Raw genomic sequence first — 21,269 nt, 5'->3', positions numbered from 1 at the left:
TTCGAGGTGAACGAAATGTGGAAGGTGTCACGCATGGTCGACCTGACCGATTATCTCTGGATTTTGTGGCTCGTGTTCATTCTCGTGGCCATCATCATCGAATTACTGAGCCTGGAATTCACGTTCCTGATGATCTCCATCGGCAGCCTGGGCGGTTTGGCCGCCAATTTGCTCGGCCTGGACTGGTGGCTTCAGATCGTCGTTGCCGGCGGCTTGTCGGTGCTGCTGTTGCTGACGATTCGGCCGTTTTTGCTGCGCGCCCTGCGCAAGGGCGGCGATCCGGCGCTTTCCAATATCGATGCCCTGATCGGCATGAGTGGTCGTGTTCTCTCGACCGTCACCGAGACCGGCGGACTGGTGAAGCTGGCCAACGGCGAAACCTGGACTGCTCGTCTGGTGCTGCCGGGTGGCGGCACCGCAGCACCCGCTGAACCGGGCGAGCGCATCACCGTGCATCTCATCGAAGGCTCCACCGCCATCGTCATCCCCGCCGAAAGGACCCAGAACAATGCTTGACCCCGCAGCTTTCATCGGTCAGATCTTCGTGATCGCCCTGCTCGCCGTGTTGGCGGTGTTCGTCATCGTCATTCTCGTGCGCGCCATTCGCATCATTCCGCAGGGTAACGCCGGGGTGGTCGAGCGCCTCGGCAAGTACCATAAGACGCTGCTGCCCGGTCTGAACCTGCTCGTGCCGTTCGTCGACCGGGTGCGGCCGCTGCTCGATATTCGCGAGCAGGTCGTCTCGTTTCCGCCGCAGCCCGTGATCACCGAGGACAACCTCGTCGTCTCCATCGACACCGTCGTTTATTTTCAGGTGACGGATGCCCGCGCCGCCACCTACGAGATCAACAACTACCTCGGCGCGGTCGAGCAGCTCACCACGACCACCCTTCGTAACGTGGTCGGCGGGTTGAACCTGGAAGAAGCGCTGACCAGTCGCGACAATATCAACAGCCAGCTGCGCATCGTGCTCGACGAGGCCACCGGCAAATGGGGTATCCGCGTGGGCCGAGTCGAGCTCAAGGCCATCGAGCCGCCCCACTCAATCCAGGACTCCATGGAGAAGCAGATGCGCGCCGAACGTGACCGTCGTGCGCTGATCCTCACCGCCGAGGGCACCAAACAGTCCGCCATTCTCACCGCTGAGGGCGCTCGCCAGGCGGCGATCCTCGAAGCCGAGGGTGATGCCAAAGCTGCCGTCCTGCGCGCGCAGGGTGAGGCGGAAGCCATCACCACGGTGTTCAAGGCCATTCACGATGGAGACCCCGACCCGAAGCTGCTCGCCTACCAGTACCTGCTCACACTTCCCAAGCTGGCCGAGGGCAGCGCTAACAAGCTGTGGATCGTGCCGAGCGAACTGACCGAGGCCATGAAGGGTATCGGCAGCGCCTTCGGCGCGAACGCCCACAAACCGGCAGCCGCGCCTGCCGCCTCCGCAACGCCCGGAACGCCCGCAACGCCCGCAACTCCGCAGGCCTAGGCGGTGGCCGAGAACGCCCCGTCAGTATTTCTGGACGCACCGCATCCCCGGGTCTTCGCCCACCGCGGTCTGGCGCATGAAGCGCCGGAAAACACCCTACTCGCCTTCGTGAAAGCGCTGGCGGGCGGGGCCACCCACCTCGAGACCGACGTGCACGTATCGCTCGACGGTGTGGCCGTGATCAGCCACGACCCCGATCTCACCGCCCTCGAACGGGACGTGCGCATCGACCAACTGACTATGACCGAACTGAAACGCATCAACCTGGGCTTCGGGCAATCGTTCACGTCCCTCGCCGATGCCCTTGAGGCCTTTCCGACGGCGCGGTTCAATATCGATATCAAAACGGATGCCGCCGCCGAGCCCGCCGCTCGGGCCATTCGTGACCAGCGAGCCACTCCCCGGGTTCTCGTGACCTCGTTCAACGAACCGCGCCGCCAACGGATCGTGGATCTGCTGCCCGGTGTGGTGTCGTCCGCCTCGTCACCGCTCGTGGCCCGGGCCTTAGCGGCGGCGAATTTGGGCCTTCCTGCGCTCGTTCGCCGTACCCTGGCGGGCTGCGTTGCCGTGCAGGTACCCGAGCGTGCCGGAATGATTCGTATCGTGACACCCCGTTTCATCGCGATGATGCACCGGGTGAATGTCGAGGTGCACGTGTGGACGGTGAACGACCCGGCAGACATGATTCGACTGCTTGATCTGGGTGTCGACGGCATTGTCACGGATCGCACCGATCTGGCTGTGGCGGCCCTTACTCGCCGAACCTGAGAATTACCTCCCAGAACGGGGGGTTCGGGAAGGTTAACACCCAGCTTGATGGTTTACAAATGTGAAGGCATCGTGATCGATCTGTGATCGCGAGCGAGAGGAGACCACACTATGGCTGACCGCAGTTTGCGTGGCATGAGATTAGGCGCACAAAGCCTACAGAGCGAAGAAGGCGTCACCTTCTCCCCCCGGGTACAGCACACCTACCGGTGTGAAACATGTGGGCGCGAGACGGTAATGATTTTTTCGGCCGAAGCCGAGGCACCGGACGAATGGGAATGCAAATACTGCGCACGGACGGCGACCCGACTGGTCGATTCCTTGCCGGTGATCGTTGACCACTCCGACGAGAAGATTCCTCGGACCCACTGGGACATGCTGCTGGAACGTCGCACCAGGGATGAACTCGAAGAGTTGCTCGAAGAGCGCCTCTCCGTGTTGCGCCTGCGCCGTGGTGGCCAGCAGAAGATCGGCGCTTAACCGCCGGTTCCACCCCAGACGACCCCGCACGTGTGTGCCGGGGTCGTTGTTGGTTAACGCTGTGTTCGCGCAGCGGTGCGCGCCAAGCGGCGACGTTGGCCTCCGGCGGCGCCGAAACAGAGCGCCAGACCGGCCAGACCCAACCCGGAGACAAACCATTCAATGCCTCGCCCAGCCACCATCGCCGGCGTAATGATGTCGCTGAGCGGCACCGTTTGCACCATCGCGCCAGCCGTGAAGGTCGGCAGGCTGTCCTGAGTGTGCCCGTCGGGAGTGATGATGGCGCTCGAACCGACCGTGGAGATGTTCACCACCGTACGACCCGTCTCGATCGCGCGCAGCCGGGCGATCGCGAGCTGCTGCACGCTCTCATCGGTGTGACCGAAATCGGCATTGTTGGTTTGAGCGAGGATGATCTGGGCCTTGTCGTCGATCATCTCGTGCACGAGTTGATCGTCGGCGATGTCGAAACAGATCGCGATCCCGGCCAGGATCCCGTTGATGTCGAAGGTATTGTCCCGGGTACCGATGCCGTAGTCCCGGCCGATGAGGTCGATCAGCTCCGGGGCGAACGGACGCCAGAAGGCGCGATCCGGCATATATTCCGCGAAGGGCACCGGGTGCACCTTGTCGTACACGTCAACGGCTCCGCGCCCGGCCTCCCAGAGCAGCGAGCTGTTGTAGAAGGTGTCTCCCGGCTTCGTGATGGTGCCGGTGATGAGCGGGGCATCCATTTCGGTGCTGATGTAGTCGAGCACCTGCGCGGCCGCTTCCGACCGGGCGGGGTCGATATCGCTCGCGTTCTCCGGCCAGACCACGAAATCGATTTTCTGGCCGATCAGCGGCAGCGTGGCCGAAACGTGGTCCTGCAGGATCTGGCCCGGAGAATATTCAGCAAAGAGCCCGGCGTCAGCGTTGCCCTGCACTGCGGCGAGGCGAACCTCACCGCTGGGGATGGTCGGCCACGCGGGCACGGCGAGCACCAGCGCAACGGCACCGACAGCGATGCCGGTGCGCAGCCTGCGCTTCAGTTCGGGTTCGCGGAGCAACTGTACGGCCAAGGCGCTTAGCCAGACCATAATGAAGCTGAGGCCCGACAGTCCCACCCAGGCCACGAGCGGGCCGAACGGACTCTCGGACTGGGAGAGCGCAACGCGGCCCCAGGCGAAGCCGCCGTAGGGCCAGACGGCGCTGATTGCCTCCCTGGCCGTCCACAACCCGGCGACGATAACCGGCACCACACCGAGGCGACCCCAGATGCTCGGCCAGACCCGAGGACCGTGCCGTAGCACGACCGCGGTGAGCCCGAGCCCAACGGCGAAGAACAGGCTCTCCAGCCCGCCGAGCGCGAACCACGGCACGAGACCGAGATACAGGGTGATCCAGTAGATGTGAATCAGCCAGAACGACAGGCCGGCGACCAGGCCAACGAGCAGTCCGGTCGCGAGGTTTCGACCGAGTAGCGCCAGGAGCATGAGCGCGACCCCGACCGGCGCGAGAAACCACCAGTCGCGATCCGGGAAACCGGCATCGAGAACCGCTCCCGCACCGGCGGCGACCAGAACGGATGCCCACAACGGCAGGCTGAACGCACGCTCACTCGCCCACATGGCGGGTTCAGGCCACCGAAGAGTAGGCGACAATGCCGCGACGGATGGCGTCCATGGCGCTCCGAGCGGTTGATCCGACCTGGGCGTCGCCGGCGATGGACAGTTGGTCAAGCAGATCGATGGTCTGTTTGGTCCAGCGCACGAAATCGCCGGCCGCCATCTCGGCCTCGTCGAGCACGTCGGCGAGCGACGCGCCGCGGGCCCACTTCCACATGGCGAGGCTGAGGCCAACGGCGAGCGGATTAGTGCCGGGGAGCTTGTGGTCACGCTCGAGGTCGTCGATGCGATTCCACAGCTCATGGGTGTCGTCCAACGCCGGGCGAAAAGGCCCCTTCGGCAGGTAGCGGGCATCGATGAGGCCCTCTTCACGTCGCGGCTCGAAGACGAGCGCGCAGGCCATCGCAGCGAGACTCGCGGCGTCGAGTTCGTTCCACAGGCCGCGGCGCAGGGATTCAGCAACCAGCAGGTCCCGTTCGGCGTAGATGCGGCGCAGAATCCGTCCGCTTTCGCTGAGCGCGATCGCACCGCTGGCATCGGATTCGAGATAGCCGTAGCCGAGCAGCACGTCGGTCACCCGGTCGAAAACGCGGGCGATCGCCCCAGTGCGTTGCGAGATTTGCTGGTTGAGGGCATCCGTCTGGCGTTTGAGCTTGAACCAGCGTTCCGCCCAGCGGGAGTGTGCCTCGCGATCTGCGCAGTGGTGGCAACCGTGGGCACGCATCTGTTTGCGGAGGCTGGCGACCTCACGCTGGCGTTTGTCGCGTTCCCCTCGCTGGGAGTTGTCGGCCTTGGTGCCCTCGCGCTCCACCTCGGTGAGACGCCGACGAATGGCCGAGTACTGCTCAAAATCTCCGAGGTGGCAGGTCATGCTGGTCTTGAACCCGGCCAGAGATTCCTCCTGCTGGCGCACGGAGCGGGCCAAATCGACGACGGCGCGGTCGGCCTGGAATTGGGCGAACGACGACTCGAGCACGCCGCGCGTTCGCGTGACCCCGAACTGGTCGATCAGATTGACGGCCATGTTGTAGGTCGGTTTGAAACTCGAATTCAGCGGATAGGTGCGCCGAGAGGCGAGCGAGGCGACGGCCTGCGGGTCGAGTCCCTGGGCCCACTGGATGACCGAGTGCCCAAGGGTGTCGATTCCGCGGCGACCGGCCCGACCGGTCAGCTGGGTGTACTCCCCCGGTGTGATCGGCACGCGCGCCTCACCGTTGAACTTCTCCAGTTTGTCGAGCACGACCGTGCGGGCAGGCATGTTGATGCCGAGGGCAAGCGTTTCGGTGGCAAAGACGGCCTTGACCAGCTTCTTCTGGAAGAGCTCCTCGACGACCTCCTTGAAGGCCGGCAGCAGACCAGCGTGGTGGGCCGCGACTCCGCGTTCGAGCCCGTCCAGCCACTCGAAGTAGCCAAGCACGCCGAGGTCTTCGTCCAGTAGGGTACGGCATCGATCGTCGACGATCTGGCGGATTTCTTCACGCTCGTGTTCCTGGGTCAGGCGTACCCCCGAACGGAGCACCTGTCGCACGGCCTGATCGCAGCCGACCCGGCTGAAGATGAAAAAGATGGCCGGCAGCAGATGTTTACCGTCGAGCATACGCACGATGTCGCCGCGGTCCATCCGGCCGGCATCGAACTGAGGACGCTGCTTGTCATGACCCCGGTAGCCCCCGGATTGGCCGCCCTGACGACCGGAACCTCGGCCGCGCCCGCCGGCCGAACGTCCGCCGGCGTGTGCCAGACGCACGAGTTCAGGATTGACCCGATGCGTACCGATCAGTCCGGTGGAGTCGAACAGATCGAGCATATTGTTCTTGACCAGCACGTGCTGCTCGAGCGGAACTGGTCGCTCCTCAGACACGATCACGTCGGTCTCACCGCGCACTGCCTGCAGCCAATCGCCGAATTCTTCCGCGTTCGACACCGTCGCGCTGAGCGACACCATGCGCACCTGCTGTGGCAGATGGATGATCACTTCTTCCCAGACAGCTCCGCGAAAGCGGTCAGCGAGGTAGTGCACCTCGTCCATCACCACGAAGGCCAAGTCGGTCAGCAGATCGGAATCGGCGTAGAGCATGTTGCGCAGCACTTCTGTGGTCATGACCACGATGCGCGCCCCCGGGTTGACGTTGCTGTCTCCGGTAAGCAACCCGACCTGGTCAGCGCCGTACTCGGCCGCGAATTCCTGGAACTTCTGGTTGCTGAGCGCCTTCATCGGGGCCGTGTAGAACACCTTTGCACGGGACCGCTGCATCGCCAGGTAGATCGCGAATTCGGCCACGATCGTCTTGCCGGCTCCGGTCGGCGCCGCAACGAGCACGCTGTTGCCCGCCTCCAGGCACGCGCAGGCTTCACGCTGGAACGGGTCGAGGTCGAAGCCCAGGCCGCGCTCGAACCCCTGCAAGAGTGGCTGGGCGGCCCGGATGCGCGCAGCCGAGTACCGTTCGGCCGGCGATTGCGTGTGAGTCACGTGATCCTAACAATTACTGCAACGAGTCTCAGGTGAGACTAAAGCGCGAATTCTTTTTCGAAGGCGAGCACTTTTCTGGCCGCGCGCCGATCGTGCAGCCAAGCGATACCGTAGGCGGCAAAATACAACATGACCATGGGAATGGCCAGCAGGAACATTGACACCACGTCGGCGGCCGGGGTGGCGATCGCCGTGAACAGCACAATGACCAGAATCGCGATCCGCCAGGACTTGATGATCGACGCTGCGCTGATGACCCCGGCGAAGTTGAGCAGCACGATGAACACGGGCAGCACGAACGCGATACCGATCGCCACGACGAGCTTGAGCACAAAATCGAAGTAGCCCTGAGCGTTGATGAACGCCGAATCCTCCGTGGGGGCGAAACTCGTCATGAGCTCGACTACGTGCGGCAGGACGATCCAACCCGCGGCGCAGCCGGCCAGGAACAGCGGAATGGCCGTGAAGAGAAACCCGAAGGTGTATTTTTTCTCGGTTCGGGTGAGCCCCGGTACCAGAAAAGCGAAGACCTGATAGAGCCATACCGGGCTGGACACAATCAGACCGACGTAGAGCGAAATCTTCAGTTTGAGGTCGAAAGCGCTCGTGATGTCGGGGTAGTTGATCTGGGCGTTACGATGCTGGGCGTTGATGATGGCGTAAATGGGTTCACGCAGCTGATCCCAGACGAAGTCGGAGAGGAACCAACCCGCAATGGCCCCGATGAGGAGCCCGGCAGCAGCCAGGTAGAGGCGCTTGCGCAGTTCGATCAGGTGCTGCCCCAACGACATCTTTCCCGCTTTGGTCGCACTCCGCTCGGCGCGGACCATGCGGCGCTAAGGCTTCGCGGCGGGGTCGGTGGGGCCGACCGCGGTGGAGCCGGACGTCGTCGACGCGTCGTCGCCCGTGGTGCTCGTTGAGCGAGCAGGCGCGTTCGGATCGGGGTCGACCGCGTCGCTCTTGATCTCACTCTTGAAAATTTTCATCGACTGCCCCAGGCTGCGGGCGAGTCCCGGAAGCTTGGGCGCACCGAAAAGAAGCAGGACGACGACAAGGATGATCAGGAAGTGCCATCCGGTCAGGTTTTGCAGCATGAGGGTGTGTCCTCTGTGTCAGCGAGTATTGCAGCGGGCGTGGCGGTTAACGGGCGTGCCGCATCAGTTTACCCCGCACGATCCGCGCGTCGCGACGCACCTGGTTTCGGTGGGTGCGTTCTGCACGCAGTTGCTCGACCCTTCCCAGCAGCACGGCCGAATCTGCGAACACGGCCGGGATACCGACAGCAGAAGCCGCCAGCCCATCGAATTCGCCCGTGGGCAACTGACCGCGGAGCGATTCCAGCGCCTGCAGGGTGCCGCGAGCCTGCCGAAACAGCGAGAGGGCAAACCAGCTGAGCAGAGCGAGCAGTCCCAGTGTTAGACCAGTCCAGATGAGCAGCCACGACCACCACGGCATCGGCTACTCCTCCTCCGTCGGGCGCTGGCGGTCGGCGGCGTACTGGGCGAACCCGGCTGCGGCCCAGTCAGCGACCGCCTGGCGTGATTCGGCAGGTTCGAGAACGGTGACGATGCCGGCCAGGCCGGTGACCAGACGCTTGAGCGCGTGGGAATGGGCGACGCGCAGTGTGGTGCGAGTGCGTTCGCCCGATCCGACCGGCTCTGCGCGTTCGGGGCGGTAATCCGCCAGCAACGGCAGCGCCGTGGTCGGGAGCTCGAGTCGCACATCGACGTCTGTGGTCGACGCCTGAAACAGGGTATCGGGCAGAACCAGGTCGGTCGGGTGCGTGCTGCGTGGCACGTCCGTCACGCGCGGTTCGCTCATGCGGTCCAGTCGGAACGTTCGGACGGCTTCGCGGAGGTGGCACCAGCCGCGCAAGTACCAGTCGTTGTCGACGGACTCTATGCGCAGCGGGTCGACAAGCCGGTGTTCCTGGCCCCCGCGAGCGTTCAGATAGTCGAACTCAACCTGCATCTGCGTGCTGAGCGCCGTCTGGACGATGTCGCGGGTGGTGCCGGCATCGCGCTGGGCGACGGCCACCTGGGTCGGGGGCGCCGATGCGCTGCGGGTCAGCTTGGCCATCAGCGATGCGATGGCGTCGGTATCGGCATTGTCGGGCAGCGCCGACAGGTATTGTAAACCGGCGATCAACGCCGCGGCCTCGCGGGCGGAGAATCGCGGGGAATCGTCGATGGCGACCTGATGCGTGAGCACGATCCGATCGTTTGTTTCGAATTCGTCCCAGAGGATGTCAAACAGGTCGCCGTGCAGGTACTGGCGGGTCTCCCCGGGGATGCCGGACAGGGCAATGAGGCTGACCAGACCACGAACCCGTTCCGCCGACAGATCGAAGTGCTTCGCCACCTCGGTGACACTGACGCGCCCCTGATCGATAAGGTACGGAACGAGGGACAGCAGCAGCGTGAGCTGGTCGCCGGCTACCCGTGGTTGGGAAGCTGCACCCGACCGCGCGCGCAGCGACTGTGTTCGGCGGCGAGGCGTACTTCCGGACGATCCGGCGGGCCGGGGGCCCGCATGCGCGTCCCTGACGGCGAGCAGCCGATTCTCCACCGCGGTGCGCAGGGCGAGCGGACTCTCGACGACTACTTCCGGGCCAAATCCGGCCAGTTCGTCGGCGAGGATATTCAGGTCGGTGAAGTGCAGGAGGCGCTCGACTCCGGCGGACTGCTGGCCTGGGGGTACCGGGTGCTGCGCCGCCTGGCGCGCGCCGAGACGAACAGCGGCGTCGGACCCGGGCACGACGGCGATGCGGGCGATATTACCGGCCCAGAGAGCCTCGAGTTCGGCCAGGGCTCGAGCACTGTCGGTCGCACAATCGATAACCGGACCCGGAGTCGCGTTGGCGACCGCAGCCGCTGTGCTGACGACTGCGACAGCGCCGACGATGCGAGACAGCAGAAACGTGCGTGGGGCGTGAACGGCCTCATCCGTGGCGTACAGGTGCCAGCGGCCTTCGTGCTGCACGAGCGCGCGCGGAGCAACCACACGACGCGCCGGTGTGGTTTCCCCCGGCTTGAGGTACAGAAAAACCACGACCTGCGCACGGTCAAGCGCCTTGCTGAGTGGTTCGAAACTCGCATCGCGCGTGCGCAGTAAGGGCGCGTAGCCGAGTACCGGTTCGCTCGGTTCAATGCCGAGCGAGTTCAACTTCATCAGGGCACGGCGAGACTCCCCCGACAGGGATCCTTCGCGCCACACCGTGCCTGCCAGTTTCAGGAGGGACACCTCGCTGGGAGTGAAGGTCACGTCGGCGGGCAGGTCGTAGAGACCCTTCGGAATTCGATAGCGCAGAAAGTGGTTACTTCCCGGATCGTCCGGGGGCTCAATCGTCTCGAGCGGAATGCCCAGCTCACGGAGGTCGTCCTTGTCGCGTTCAAACTGGCGCTCCAGGCTCTCGTTCGAACCGGCGGGTACATAGCGCTGCCGGTAGCCCTGCACGTTCTGGAGGATGTCTGCCTTGGTCAACCCCGAATCCGTCGCCACGAGGGCCAGGACCAGGCTGAACAGTCGCTCAGGAGCCGTGATCGCCGATGGTTTGGGACCGGTTCCCTCGGTCGAATCGGGATGCAGAGGCGTCGAAGTCACTGTGTGATCCTATCGCCCGAACCAGGCGTCAGACGCGGTGGCACGGGCGCGGTGGGAACGCCACAATCAGTTGATGCCTAGAATATCGACCGAGTACACCAGCGTTGAACCAGCCGGGACCTGGCCCTGCGCCGCTGGGCCAAAGCCCAGCGCTGGCGGAACGACAACGACCAGCTGGGAGCCAACGGTTTGACCAGAAATCGCGGTGGCCAGGCCCTGCGGAAGGTCAGAAAGTGGCACTACCCGAGGCGTTCTCGTCGCCCACGTGGACTCGAAGACCTTGTCACTCGCCCACAAGAGGCCGGTGTAGTGGATCACCACGGTAGCGTCTGACGCGACCTTCTCGCCGGTTCCCTTCTTGAGCACGCCGAATTCCAGCGCTTTCGGCACATCACCGGAGGGAAGGACGATTCCAGGGGTGCCGTCGGCATCGAGGACGACGGCAGGAAGACCGTTCGCGACGGCCTGGTCGGCTCCATCTGCTCGCGGCAGGAAGGCCTTCACGATGTCAACGACGAGCACGAGAGAATCCGTCGCGCTGACGCGCAGTTGATCGTTGACGCCGATGCCGTCGTCCGGCGCGATGACGACCGCGATGCGCTCACCCACGCGCGCACAGACCAGACCGGCGACAAATCCGGGATTGGTAGCATCGCCCAGTCCGAACTCCACGGCGGTACTGCCGTCGAAAGCGCTCAGCTGCAGAGGCTCGCCGGTCGTGCCGTTGTACAGGTTCGACTCGACGGAGACCATCTGGCCGGGAACGACCTGCGGCCCTGAACCCGCGATGATTTCGGTGCGCTGCGTAGTGGATGACTTCAAGGGTGTCGGAAAGCTGATGTCCGGAACAGCGCCGAAATCACCGGTCACCGAGACCAGTTTCGACGCGGCGCCCGAGGGCGCCCCAGCGTCACAGGATGCCTGAGCAGTGCCGGGGCCGGCACACGCGGTCAGTGCCGTCATCACGAGGCCGGCGGTGATGATCAGCGCGGATGCTTTGCGCACAGGTCCTTCTTTCAGTACAGGGTGGTGCGCAGCGTGGATCTGTTGCGCGGGTGTGAGGGGTGCGGGTGCTACGGGGGCGCAGGCTTCGGCGTGGTACAACCAGAAGGGCCGGGACTCATCCTAACCGGCGTCGAGGCCTCGGGCCTTGGAAAGCTCCGCGCTGGATCCCGCGGCGCGCACGCGCTTGCGCATGACCTTCGCGCTGACGTTGCGCTCACCGAGCGCTCCCGGCGTCCAGGCTTCGACATCGGCGTCGCTGAAGTCCGTCTTCGACGGACGCCGCTTCAATTCGGGCAGGATCGTGTCGGGCGCGAGGCGACGAGCCGTGATCAGAAAACCGGTGTGGCCGATCATGCGGTGGTCGGGTCGTACCGCGAGACCTTCCACATGCCATCCGCGAATCATCGTTTCGTTGGAATCCGGATTGGTGTAAAAACCGGTACCGCGGATGGCCTCGGCCACGCGGGACAGCTGCGTCACCGTGGCGACGTAGCAGAGCAGCACTCCCCCGGGCTTGAGAGCTTCGGAGACTGCGCCCAGGCATTCCCAGGGCGCCAGCATGTCCAGGACCACCCGGTCGACGCTGTGCGACGGCATGGTGTCGGGCAGCGTCTCGGCGAGGTCGCCGAGCGTGATGGTCCAGTTCTGCGGATCGTTTCCGAGGAAGGTGGCGATGTTGTCGCGGGCGACATCGGCGAATTCTTCACGCCGTTCAAAGGATGCGAGACGGCCGGCCGGTCCGATTGCGCGAAGCAGCCAGAGAGACAGTGCCCCGGAACCGACTCCGGCCTCGACGACAGTGGCACCGGGAAAGATGTCCGCCTGCGCCAGAATCTGGGCAGCGTCCTTGGGATAGATGATGGCGGCACCGCGCGGCATGCTCATCACGAAGTCCACCAGCAGCGGGCGCAGCGCGAGGTGTTCAACGCCGACGTTGTTGGTGACGACCGAGCCGTCGGGCTGCCCGATGATGTCGTCGTGCGCGAGAATGCCGCGATGGGTGTGAAAGGTCAGACCTTCCTGAAGGGTGATGGTGTTCATGCGCCCTTTGGGCCCGGTGAGTTGCACCCGGTCGCCAATGCGAAAGAGTCCACTGTTTTGAATAACCTGGTTGCTGCTCATGCGAGTGGTGCGCTTTCGTTGCGGGCGAACCCGGTGGGGGGCGAGAGAATGAACGGGAGCGGCCGAATCGGAACGCTCCGAGGAGTGGAACAACGCCGCAATGTCGTGGATCGTTCGCCCTTCGAGCGTCGACCAGCGCGTGTACAGGGCGCTCTCCGGCAGGTCGATCTGGTGGGGAACGGCGATGGTGATGGTGCCGGCAGCGACGGCGGATTCGACACCGGGCCCGGAATCCTCGATCGCGATGCATTCCGCCGGGTTGACGCCGAGTTGCCGGGCGGCGACCAGGTAGGGATCCGGATGCGGCTTGCTGTTTTCGACCATGTCGCCGGCGACGACAACGTCGAAGGCTGCAAAGTCGATGAGGTCGATGATCTGGCGGGCCATCCGCTCCACCGACATGGTGACGAGCGCAGTCGGCACGCCGGCCACCTTCAGCTGCTGCAGGAGCTCACGAGAACCGGGACGCCAGGGAATGCCGTGTTCGGCCAGCTGCTCCTGCACGCGGTCGGTGAGGCGCGCGACGATGGCATCCGGGGTGAGGTCCACCCCGCGCGATTGCAGGATCGCTGCCGAGTTCCACAGTCCGGACCCGACCAGCAGCATGCCGTCGTCGTGGGTCCAGACACCGCCGAATTCGGCTACCAGCTCGGTTTCCGCGCGCATCCAGTACGGTTCGGTGTCAACGATCGTGCCGTCCATGTCCCAGAGGACAGCGGCGGGGAGGGAAGCGGGCGTGGGCAGCGGCAGAGGAAAAACATTCACGGGGTTCAAGTGTAGGGCCACCGCCTATCCTTGACTGAAGGCCCTCCACGCGGAAGGCACGAGGAATTGAGGACAAACACGGTGGCTGACGGTAATGGGTTTCTGGGCGGACGGCTGCTGGTCGTTGCTTTCGAAGGCTGGAATGACGCCGGCGAGGCCGCAACGGGCGCGGTTCGCGCGCTGAAGGAACTCCTCGACGTCGAGATGATCACCGAGGTCGATCCGGAGTTGTACTTCGATTACCAGTTCAATCGGCCGACCGTGTCAACCAATGAAGATGGCGTGCGCTCGCTCGGCTGGCCGAGCGCGATCATGTACGGCCCGACGAATCCCGGTGTGGCCGGTGTGCCGCTGGCCGACGACGCGCAGCTGCGCGTCAGTGGAACGAATGCTGGCAACATCTACCTGCTGATCGGTACGGAGCCGTCGCGCAGTTGGAAGAGTTTTGCCGCGGAGATTCTCGACGCCGCCCTCGCCGCTGACGTGAGCGGCGTCGTGTTCCTCGGGGCGATGCTCGCCGATGTTCCGCATACCCGGCCCATTTCGATCTTCGTGTCGAGCGATAACGCCCAGGTGCGCGCCGAACTGCAGATCGAACGCAGTAATTACGAGGGTCCGGTTGGCATTCTCAGCGTTCTGTCGGACGCCGCGGAGACGGTGGGAATTCCCACCCTGTCGATTTGGGCATCCGTTCCCCACTACGTGCACAACGCACCGTCGCCCAAGGCGATGCTCGCTTTGATCGACAAGCTGGAAGAGGTCATCGACGTGGTGATCCCCAGGGGCGTGCTGGTAACCGAGGCCGCCGATTGGGAGAGCGGTATCGATGTGCTGGCCGGTGAGGATGAGGAGATGGCCGCGTACATCGCCCAGCTGGAGCAGGCCCGCGACACGGTCGACTCGCCGGAGGCGAGCGGCGAGGCCATCGCGCAGGAATTCGAGAAGTACCTGCGCAAGCGCGGTACCGACGGACGCGACGGACGTGCCGATGGTCGGCCAGACGGCCGCTCCGACGGGCCCGGCACCAGGCCCGACGGGCCACGGCACTAGGCCTTACAGAGCGACGCCGAGGAGAGCGCTGATGGCCTGATTGACCAGTGCGACGTCATCGAGCTCACTGGCGACCGCGTCGTCAATGAGCTGCAGGGCCTGTGGTGTGTCCAGGTCGTGGCGCAGTGCGAGGCGGAGGGCGTCGACCAGAGCGGCAGCCGAACCAGGTGTTGCTGTACTGGCGGCACCCTCGGAGGCGTTCACGGCGACCGTGCCGAGCGACGCAGCACCGAACGCCGCCGACCAGGCGGACAGGCGCGCGACGGCCTCGTCCAGGAGCGCGGCGGTCCATTCCCAGTCGGTTCGGTAGTGCCGGGCCAGCAGAGCCAGCCGGATCGCGCGCGGGTCAAAATTCTGGGCACGAAGTCTCGAGACCAGTACAAGGTTGCCGAGGGACTTGCTCATCTTCTCGCCCCGGTAGGCGACCATGCCGGTGTGGCTGTAGACCCCGGCGAGCGGATGCCCGGACAGCGCCTCCGCGTGCCCGGCGCTCATATCGTGGTGCGGGAAGATCAGGTCTGATCCGCCACCCTGCACGGTGAAGTCGGTCCCGAGCTCTTTGAGGGCGATGACCGAACATTCGATGTGCCAACCGGGGCGCCCGGCGCCGACGGGCGATTCCCAGACGGGTTCGCCGGCGCGCGCCGCCTTCCAGAGCAGGGGGTCGAGGCGATCGCGCTTGCCTGCCCGGTCGGGGTCTCCCCCGCGCTCGGCGAAGAGGCGGAGCATGCTGACCGGGTCGAGGTTGCTCTCGTCGCCCAGGGTCCAGTCCGTGCTGGCTTCGGCGGCCTGAATATCGAAATAGAGGTCGGCGGCGATCGTTCCGTCGGCGCCGGCGATGGCGTCGTCGGTCGGTACCGGGTAGGCCAGTCCGGCTTGCTGCAGCAGCGCTACGGCAGCGGCGACCTCGTCAATGACCTCGGTCACGGCGACGAAGTCGTTGGGCGGAATGATGCCGAGGGCCTGCATGTCGGTGCGGAACAGATCAACCTGGGACTCGGCCAGGTCGCGCCAGTTGACGCCGGTGGCGCTCGCCCGCTCCAGGAGCGGGTCGTCGACATCCGTCACGTTTTGGGCGTAGTGCACGCGAAACCCGGCGTCGATCCAGACCCGCTGCAGGGTGTCGAAGGCGAGGTAAGTGTTTGCGTGGCCGATGTGGGTGGCGTCGTACGGCGTGATGCCGCAGACGTAGAGCCGGGCTGCATCGCGTGGCTGGGCCAGCACCAGGCTGTCAGTTTTCGTATCATGGAGCCAGGGTGCACCCGACTCGCCGGGGACGGAGACAATTTCGGGTCGTTCCCATGCACGCATTGAACCAGCCTAGCTTTGATGCGGCAGTGGTTTCGCGCCCCGGCCGATCGGGCCGGGGCGTTATGGCTAGGCCGAGATGACGTTGGTGCCGAGAAGCACGAACAGCACGATGCCCAGCACGATGCGATAGATCACGAACGGCAGAAAACTCCGCTTAGAAATGTAGTTCATGAAGAACGCGATGACTCCGAGGGCGACGATGAAGGCAATGACCGTCGCGACCAATATTTCGAGCGGTCCGAAAATCTCCGGAGTGCACGTCGTCGCGCCGGCCAGGCAGGGATCGGCGATGGACTTGTAGACCTGGTAGAAGCCACTACCAAGCACGGCGGGAATCGCCAGCAGGAAGGCGTAGCGGGCCGCTGCGGCGCGCTCGTAGCCGAGGAACAGCCCGGCGGTGATGGTTCCCCCCGAGCGGGACACGCCGGGGATGAGCGCGAGTGCCTGGGCGAAACCATAGATTGCGCCGTGCCCGAAGGTAATGTCTCGCAGTTGGCGCCTCTTGGCACCGACGTGGTCGGCGATGCCAAGCAGGATTCCAAAGACGATGAGCATGGTTGCGGTGATCCAGAGCGAGCGCAGCACGGTCTCGATCTGGTTTTGAAACAGCAGGCCGAGCACGATGATCGGCAGCGAGCCGAGGATGATCAGCCAGCCCATGCGGGCATCCGGATCCTTGCGGGAAACCCGGCCGGTGAGGGACTTGGCCCACTGGCCGATGATGCGCACGATGTCACGCCAGAAGAAAATGACGACGGCAGCCTCGGTGCCGATCTGGGTGATGGCCGTGAACCGAGCCCCAGGGTCTTCACCGGTGCCGAGAAACTGGCCGACGATCGTGATGTGGGCACTCGACGACACCGGAAGAAATTCGGTCAACCCCTGAACGAGGCCCAGGATGATCGCATTCAGAAAGTCCACGCGCTTCGCTTTCTCAGATTTTTTTCAGCTGACGCCGACTGAGCTCAAACCCGTTGGGATCGAACCTGGTGCTAGTAACTAGAGAACAGGTCGGTCAGAACCTGCCTGCCAAACACTAATGCGTCCAGCGGCACCCGCTCATCCACTCCGTGGAACATCGCAGGAAAGTCCAAGTCGGCCGGGAGGCGAAGTGGTGCAAAACCGTAGCCCTTGATGCCGAGCGTGCTGAGCGCCTTGTTGTCGGTTCCCGCCGACAACAGGTAGGGCAACACCGGGGCTCCGGGGTCGTGGCGCTCCAGAGTGCCCACGACGGCCTCGATCAGCGGTCCGCTGAATTCGGTCTCCAAACCGATATCGCGGTGCATCGTGACGATCTCCATGTCGGAACCGACAATCTCCTGAATCTGGGCGAGTACGAGGTCTTCCTCGCCCGGCAGTGATCGAATGTCGATGAGGGCTTCGGCCATGTCCGGGATGACGTTGTGCTTGTAGCCGGCGGTCAGGCCGGTGGGGTTGGCCGTCGTGCGCAGGCTGGCCTGGATGAAACCGGAAGCCGTACCGGTTGCCAGGGCGAGTTCGTCGGGGCCGACCCGCTGCGGATCGACATCGAGAATGCGAGCGATTTCGCCGAGCAGCTGCTCGGTCGTATCGGTCAGGCGAATCGGCCACTCGTGCCGACCGAGTTTCGCCACGGCGCCTGCAAGGCGGGTGATGGCGTTGTTCGGGTGCATGCGGGAGCCGTGTCCGGCCTCGCCGCGCGCGACGAGCTTGACCCAGATCAGCGCCTTCTCCCCGGTTTGCAGCAGGTAGGCGCGTTTGCCACCGAGCGTGATCGAGTAGCCACCGACCTCGCTGATGGCTTCGGCGGCTCCGTCGAACAGGTGCGGGTGTTCCTTGACCAGAAAGTGCGAACCAAGCACGCCGCCGGCCTCTTCGTCGGCGAAGAACGCGATGACGAGGTCACGCTCCGGTGCGCCCTGGGCGGCGATCACGTCTTGCAGGGACGCCAGGATCATGGCGTCCATGTTCTTCATGTCGACGGCACCACGACCCCAGAGCAGTCCGTCCTTGATGACGCCGGCGAACGGATCAACGCTCCAGTTGGCCGCGTCGGCCGGCACAACGTCGAGGTGACCGTGCACGACCAGGGCGCTCCGCGACGCGTCGCGGCCCTTCACCCTGGCCACCACGCTGGTTCGGCCCGGTTCGGAATCGAACAGCTCGGGCTTCAGGCCGAGGCCGCGCAGCTTCTCGGCCACGTACTCGGCAGCATCCGTTTCGCCGTTGGAGCGACCCTCACCGTAGTTCGTGGTGTCGAAGCGGATGAGATCCCGCGCGATTTCGGCGGTCAGGTCGAGTTTCTGGGCGACCGCTGCGGGCGGGCTACCCACTGAATCAGCGGAAGTTGCGGCCGGGGGCACGTTCGAAAGGGAAGCCATGGTCAAACGCTACCCGTCGGCGCCGGCGCCGGTGACACGACGGGTGTTCTAATCCGTGCTAAGTTGTTACCTCGGCAGCCGGTTCATCCGGAGGCCGTTTCACCCAGTCCGGGTGGCGGAATTGGTAGACGCGCTGGCTTGAGGTGCCAGTGCCCGTTAAGGGCGTGTGGGTTCAATTCCCATCTCGGACACGGAGATTTCTTTCGAGAAATCAACGAGGACTGGTTGAGACAGTTCACAGGGCCGGATCCATTGGATTCGGCCCTGTCTCGTTAACTCCGTCAGGACAGGATGTCCTTGGTCACGAAACGGCTGTAGGCCAGCGCCCCGAAAACGGCCAGGTAACCCAGCTGCACGATCGCATTCTGACCGAACGAGCCGAGGTCGAGAGGCTGCCGCAGCAGGTCGGCGAAACCGAGCCAGTAGTGGCTGAACAGCCACGGGTGCAGCCAGGACAGCTGCGGAATCACATCGAGGATCTGCGCGACCACCGAGACCACGATCGTCGCCGCCATGGCCCCGACGGGAACGTCGGTGAGCGTGGAAATGAACAGCCCGATCATCGACAGGCCCAGCAGGGACACCGTGACATAGGCCGCCACCAGCAGTGAGCGCGCGAGCGACTCGCTGACGCTGATGGTGTCGCCGGAGAGCAGCGTGACCGGGCCGACCGGGAAGAGCGCGGCCCCGATAATCGCTCCGGACACCGTGAGGGTCAGCGTCGCCACGAGGCAGAACAGGGCAGCTCCGGCATATTTGACGAGCAGGAGCCGCACACGGCCGGCCGGCGCCACCAGCAGGTAGCGCAGGGTGCCGAGGCCGGCTTCCCCGGCGATGGTATCCCCGGCGACCACACCGATGGTCAGCGGCAGGAACAGCGGGATAGCGACGACCATGGCGGTGAAGCCCACGAAAAGACCGTTCTGGGTCACTCGATCCAGAAACGGCGGTCCCTCCCCCGGGGCCAGCGCCTCCGACGACAGACGCACGGCCACAGCGAGCAGAATGGGGATGAGCGCCACGGCGACCAGCATGGCCCAGGTGCGGCGCCGACGAAACAGTACCGAGATTTCGGAGCCGAGCAGCGACCATCCGCTGCCGCGGCGCGCCGACACTACGCTCGGGCGTTCGCCCGGCAGAACCTCACTGGACGACATCGAAACCCTCCCCGGTCAGTGCGACGAAGCGTTCTTCGAGGCTCGGTTCCTCGATCGCGAAGCCGCGAATGCGCACTTCGCTGGCCACGAGAGCCGTCACGATCGCCTCCGGCAGCCAGCTCGTGCCGACGAGCGGCGCGGTTACGATCGAGTCACCATCATCAGGCGATCCCGCCTGCGGCATCAGACCGAGGTGGGTGAGCACGCGCACCGCGCCCGCGGTATCCGGGGTACGCACGCGGATCCGGGTCTCGCCGACCGCACGCAGAGCGGCCAGGGTGCCCTGGGCGACGATGCTGCCGGCGCTCATCACGGCGGCGTGCGTGCACATCTGTTCGACCTCGGCCAGCAGATGGCTGGAAACGAACACGGTCGTGCCCTCGGCGGCCAGTGAGCGCACCAAGCTGCGGACTTCCCGGGTGCCCTGAGGGTCGAGTCCGTTCGTGGGCTCATCGAGGATGAGCAGCTCCCTGGGTAGCAGCAAGGCGTTAGCGATGCCCAGCCGTTGCTTCATGCCAAGTGAATAGGCGTGCACCTTCTTGTCGGCGGCGTGGGTGAGGCCCACGCGTTCCAGGGCCAGCTGCACCCGAGCCCGGCGGGTCGCTCCTGGCGCGTACTGATCGGCGGTGTCCAGCCGCCGCAAGTTGGCCGCCCCGGAGAGAAAGGGATAGAAGGCGGGACCTTCAACCAGGGCGCCCACGCGGGGCAGAACATCGTGCAGCCCGGCCGGCATGGTCCGACCGAGCACGGTGATCGTTCCGCTGCTGGCCTGGCTGAGGGCCAACAGCATGCGAATCGTGGTGGTCTTACCGGAACCGTTCGGACCGAGAAAACCGAAGACGGAACCGCGGGGAACGGCGAGGTCGATGCCGTTCACCGCGGTTTGGCTGCCAAACCGTTTGGTCAGCCCCCGACTCTCGATGGCGAGGCTTGGGGCGGGCGGGGTGAGCGCCGGGGTCACTCGGCGGCGGCCTGGAGCTGCGCCAATGGAACTGCCCCGGCGAAGACGCGACCGTCGGTGGCCAGGAATACCGTCAGGAGTGACGTGGTCAGTGTACGACCACCGGCGACGGGTTCGGTGAGCTGCTCGAGCATGGGATTATCGCCCAACTCGGCCGGTACGGCGAGGGCGGGCACCTCGATGATGCTGGACCAGCCGGTGCCCGTGATGACCGGGGACCCTCCCGCTGCCGGGCTGTGGTCGCCCGTGTCGCTGGCGGCAGAGCCGTCGGGCGTGGTCGGGAAGGCCGGGGTCGTCACCGTGGCGGTAACCGGCGGCACGAAGTCGAATAGGTCAGCGTTTGGAGCGGAGAAGTCAATGGTGGTGAAGCCCACCTGCAGCGCGGGTGCGCTCTGGCCCCGGGCCTCGACGGTCACTTGCAGCGGCAGGCCGGTCTCGGAGTCCACCGCGATTGAAACGGATGCGACGAGGGTGTCGGTCGCTTTCGGCGTCAGGACCAGCTGATAGACGTTACGGCCGGCGACCCGGGCGTCGGTGCCCACCGAGACCGCTGTGCTCGGGTCAAGGTTGGCGAGGAAACGTTCGGCGAGCTGAGCCGGAGATGACAGGTCGGCCGGGAGCTGTGACTCGAGTTCGGCGGCCTTCGCCTGGGCGGTGGCGGCAAGATCGGCCGGAATGCTCAGGTGAGTCGCCGCGTTCGTGCTCGAGTCGTACAACCAAACGTCGCTGCCGTTGTGCACGACATCGCGCTCAGCCATCCGGTCCTTGATCTGCACGCGGGACTGGCTCTCGCCACCGACGTACACACGAAACTCGTGGGAGCCGCTGAGCAATTCGAGGGCCGTGCTCACGGCAGCGGCCGACGACGTGCCGGGCATTCCCGCGCCCAGGTCAAGACTGGGCAGGCCCAGATCAGTGGTTTGGGCGACCGTTCCGGAGAAGGTCGACACGGTGCTGTCGTTGACCAGGAGCAGAACCTGCTCGGCCGTCTTGTCGGGCAGATCGACGGCAGCACCGGCCGCAAGCGGCGCGGCGATGACCGCTGCGACGACAACGGCCGGCACGACGATGGCAGGGAGCCACTTCAATGAATTGCGGGACATGATCAACGGCCCGATGCGTTCAGATTC

The 21,269-nt window shown here is 64.9% G+C and carries 19 protein-coding genes, 1 tRNA gene and 1 pseudogene; 6 read left to right on the top strand and 15 right to left on the bottom strand.

Features of this window, described 5'->3' with window-relative positions; genetic code table 11:
- The first annotated feature begins 33 nt into the window (after positions 1–33).
- The 4 genes from BLS91_RS07850 (at position 34) to BLS91_RS07835 (ending at position 2,728) form a co-directional block, all read left to right on the top strand.
- On the top strand, positions 34–516 hold the full coding sequence (locus BLS91_RS07850; protein ID WP_092340220.1) for an NfeD family protein: 483 nt from the start codon (positions 34–36) through the stop codon (positions 514–516).
- Entirely contained in the window at positions 509–1,480 is a 972-nt protein-coding gene (locus BLS91_RS07845; protein ID WP_092340160.1) for an SPFH domain-containing protein, read from the top strand. The genes BLS91_RS07850 and BLS91_RS07845 overlap by 8 nt, the downstream gene beginning before the upstream one ends.
- A 3-nt stretch (positions 1,481–1,483) precedes the next feature.
- Positions 1,484–2,248, top strand: a complete 765-nt coding sequence (locus BLS91_RS07840) for a glycerophosphodiester phosphodiesterase family protein (protein WP_241983136.1) — start codon at positions 1,484–1,486, stop codon at positions 2,246–2,248.
- Between the two features lie 111 nt (positions 2,249–2,359).
- Positions 2,360–2,728, top strand: coding sequence for an RNA polymerase-binding protein RbpA (locus BLS91_RS07835; protein ID WP_092340159.1), 369 nt, complete (start codon positions 2,360–2,362; stop codon positions 2,726–2,728).
- 53 nt (positions 2,729–2,781) lie between these two features.
- Here BLS91_RS07835 and lnt read toward each other — a convergent pair whose 3' ends face one another.
- The 9 genes and pseudogenes from lnt to BLS91_RS20540 form a co-directional block, all read right to left on the bottom strand.
- Positions 2,782–4,338 (bottom strand): apolipoprotein N-acyltransferase, encoded by a 1,557-nt coding sequence (gene lnt, locus BLS91_RS07830; RefSeq protein WP_092340158.1) that lies wholly within the window; start codon positions 4,336–4,338, stop codon positions 2,782–2,784.
- A 7-nt stretch (positions 4,339–4,345) separates the two neighbouring features.
- Positions 4,346–6,805 (bottom strand): DEAD/DEAH box helicase, encoded by a 2,460-nt coding sequence (locus tag BLS91_RS07825; protein ID WP_092340157.1) that lies wholly within the window; start codon positions 6,803–6,805, stop codon positions 4,346–4,348.
- 38 nt (positions 6,806–6,843) lie between these two features.
- Complete coding sequence (gene tatC / locus BLS91_RS07820; RefSeq protein WP_092340218.1) at positions 6,844–7,596, bottom strand: twin-arginine translocase subunit TatC; 753 nt, start codon at positions 7,594–7,596, stop codon at positions 6,844–6,846.
- 45 nt (positions 7,597–7,641) lie between these two features.
- Positions 7,642–7,899, bottom strand: coding sequence for a twin-arginine translocase TatA/TatE family subunit (gene tatA, locus BLS91_RS20945; protein WP_092340156.1), 258 nt, complete (start codon positions 7,897–7,899; stop codon positions 7,642–7,644).
- 46 nt (positions 7,900–7,945) lie between these two features.
- The gene (locus tag BLS91_RS07810; protein ID WP_092340155.1) at positions 7,946–8,260 is read right to left on the bottom strand and encodes a hypothetical protein; all 315 of its coding nucleotides are present in this window, start codon (positions 8,258–8,260) and stop codon (positions 7,946–7,948) included.
- 3 nt (positions 8,261–8,263) lie between these two features.
- Positions 8,264–10,408, bottom strand: a complete 2,145-nt coding sequence (locus BLS91_RS21040) for a helix-turn-helix transcriptional regulator (protein WP_338061549.1) — start codon at positions 10,406–10,408, stop codon at positions 8,264–8,266.
- Between the two features lie 66 nt (positions 10,409–10,474).
- On the bottom strand, positions 10,475–11,413 hold the full coding sequence (locus tag BLS91_RS07795) for an FKBP-type peptidyl-prolyl cis-trans isomerase (protein WP_092340154.1): 939 nt from the start codon (positions 11,411–11,413) through the stop codon (positions 10,475–10,477).
- 120 nt (positions 11,414–11,533) lie between these two features.
- Positions 11,534–12,535, bottom strand: a complete 1,002-nt coding sequence (locus tag BLS91_RS20545) for a tRNA (adenine-N1)-methyltransferase (RefSeq protein WP_167552425.1) — start codon at positions 12,533–12,535, stop codon at positions 11,534–11,536.
- Between the two features lie 189 nt (positions 12,536–12,724).
- Positions 12,725–13,300: pseudogene (locus BLS91_RS20540) on the bottom strand (HAD family hydrolase); the annotation flags it as partial.
- A gap of 81 nt (positions 13,301–13,381) precedes the next feature.
- Between BLS91_RS20540 and BLS91_RS07785 the strand changes: the two are divergent.
- Positions 13,382–14,350: a PAC2 family protein gene (locus BLS91_RS07785; RefSeq protein WP_092340152.1), complete on the top strand. Its 969-nt coding sequence runs from the start codon at positions 13,382–13,384 to the stop codon at positions 14,348–14,350.
- A gap of 3 nt (positions 14,351–14,353) precedes the next feature.
- Here the strand turns inward: BLS91_RS07785 and mshC are convergent, their stop codons facing one another.
- The 3 genes from mshC to BLS91_RS07770 form a co-directional block, all read right to left on the bottom strand.
- Complete coding sequence (mshC, locus tag BLS91_RS07780; RefSeq protein ID WP_092340151.1) at positions 14,354–15,661, bottom strand: cysteine--1-D-myo-inosityl 2-amino-2-deoxy-alpha-D-glucopyranoside ligase; 1,308 nt, start codon at positions 15,659–15,661, stop codon at positions 14,354–14,356.
- A gap of 66 nt (positions 15,662–15,727) precedes the next feature.
- Positions 15,728–16,582 (bottom strand): undecaprenyl-diphosphate phosphatase, encoded by an 855-nt coding sequence (locus BLS91_RS07775; RefSeq protein WP_092340150.1) that lies wholly within the window; start codon positions 16,580–16,582, stop codon positions 15,728–15,730.
- A gap of 71 nt (positions 16,583–16,653) precedes the next feature.
- Entirely contained in the window at positions 16,654–18,021 is a 1,368-nt protein-coding gene (locus tag BLS91_RS07770; protein ID WP_092340149.1) for a M20/M25/M40 family metallo-hydrolase, read from the bottom strand.
- A gap of 106 nt (positions 18,022–18,127) precedes the next feature.
- On the opposite strand from BLS91_RS07770, the gene BLS91_RS07765 reads away from it, so the two are divergent.
- A tRNA-Leu gene (locus BLS91_RS07765) sits at positions 18,128–18,212 on the top strand.
- A 90-nt stretch (positions 18,213–18,302) separates the two neighbouring features.
- Here BLS91_RS07765 and BLS91_RS07760 read toward each other — a convergent pair.
- Genes BLS91_RS07760 through BLS91_RS07750 form a run of 3 tightly spaced genes read right to left on the bottom strand, consistent with a single transcriptional unit; the run spans position 18,303 to position 21,242 of the window.
- On the bottom strand, positions 18,303–19,178 hold the full coding sequence (locus BLS91_RS07760; RefSeq protein ID WP_092340148.1) for an ABC transporter permease: 876 nt from the start codon (positions 19,176–19,178) through the stop codon (positions 18,303–18,305).
- The gene (locus tag BLS91_RS07755; RefSeq protein ID WP_092340147.1) at positions 19,165–20,139 is read right to left on the bottom strand and encodes an ABC transporter ATP-binding protein; all 975 of its coding nucleotides are present in this window, start codon (positions 20,137–20,139) and stop codon (positions 19,165–19,167) included. Before BLS91_RS07755 ends, BLS91_RS07760 begins: the two co-directional genes overlap by 14 nt.
- On the bottom strand, positions 20,136–21,242 hold the full coding sequence (locus BLS91_RS07750) for a LolA family protein (protein WP_092340216.1): 1,107 nt from the start codon (positions 21,240–21,242) through the stop codon (positions 20,136–20,138). Before BLS91_RS07750 ends, BLS91_RS07755 begins: the two co-directional genes overlap by 4 nt.
- Positions 21,243–21,269: the final 27 nt, after the last annotated feature.

The sequence above is a fragment of the Cryobacterium flavum genome (genome assembly GCF_900103805.1).
Lineage (GTDB): Bacteria > Actinomycetota > Actinomycetes > Actinomycetales > Microbacteriaceae > Cryobacterium > Cryobacterium flavum.
This window is presented reverse-complemented; position numbering and strand designations above follow the sequence as displayed.

What these genes read in the sequence shown, in the direction of transcription:
- BLS91_RS07850 (WP_092340220.1), top strand. Translation starts at nt 34, where the DNA reads ATGGTCGACCTGACCGATTATCTCTGGATTTTGTGGCTCGTGTTCATT.
- BLS91_RS07845 (WP_092340160.1), top strand. Translation starts at nt 509, where the DNA reads ATGCTTGACCCCGCAGCTTTCATCGGTCAGATCTTCGTGATCGCCCTG.
- BLS91_RS07835 (WP_092340159.1), top strand. Translation starts at nt 2,360, where the DNA reads ATGGCTGACCGCAGTTTGCGTGGCATGAGATTAGGCGCACAAAGCCTA.
- lnt (WP_092340158.1), bottom strand. Translation starts at nt 4,338, where the DNA reads ATGTGGGCGAGTGAGCGTGCGTTCAGCCTGCCGTTGTGGGCATCCGTT.
- tatC (WP_092340218.1), bottom strand. Translation starts at nt 7,596, where the DNA reads ATGTCGTTGGGGCAGCACCTGATCGAACTGCGCAAGCGCCTCTACCTG.
- tatA (WP_092340156.1), bottom strand. Translation starts at nt 7,899, where the DNA reads ATGCTGCAAAACCTGACCGGATGGCACTTCCTGATCATCCTTGTCGTC.
- BLS91_RS07810 (WP_092340155.1), bottom strand. Translation starts at nt 8,260, where the DNA reads ATGCCGTGGTGGTCGTGGCTGCTCATCTGGACTGGTCTAACACTGGGA.
- BLS91_RS20545 (WP_167552425.1), bottom strand. Translation starts at nt 12,535, where the DNA reads ATGAGCAGCAACCAGGTTATTCAAAACAGTGGACTCTTTCGCATTGGC.
- mshC (WP_092340151.1), bottom strand. Translation starts at nt 15,661, where the DNA reads ATGCGTGCATGGGAACGACCCGAAATTGTCTCCGTCCCCGGCGAGTCG.
- BLS91_RS07770 (WP_092340149.1), bottom strand. Translation starts at nt 18,021, where the DNA reads ATGGCTTCCCTTTCGAACGTGCCCCCGGCCGCAACTTCCGCTGATTCA.
- BLS91_RS07760 (WP_092340148.1), bottom strand. Translation starts at nt 19,178, where the DNA reads ATGTCGTCCAGTGAGGTTCTGCCGGGCGAACGCCCGAGCGTAGTGTCG.
- BLS91_RS07750 (WP_092340216.1), bottom strand. Translation starts at nt 21,242, where the DNA reads ATGTCCCGCAATTCATTGAAGTGGCTCCCTGCCATCGTCGTGCCGGCC.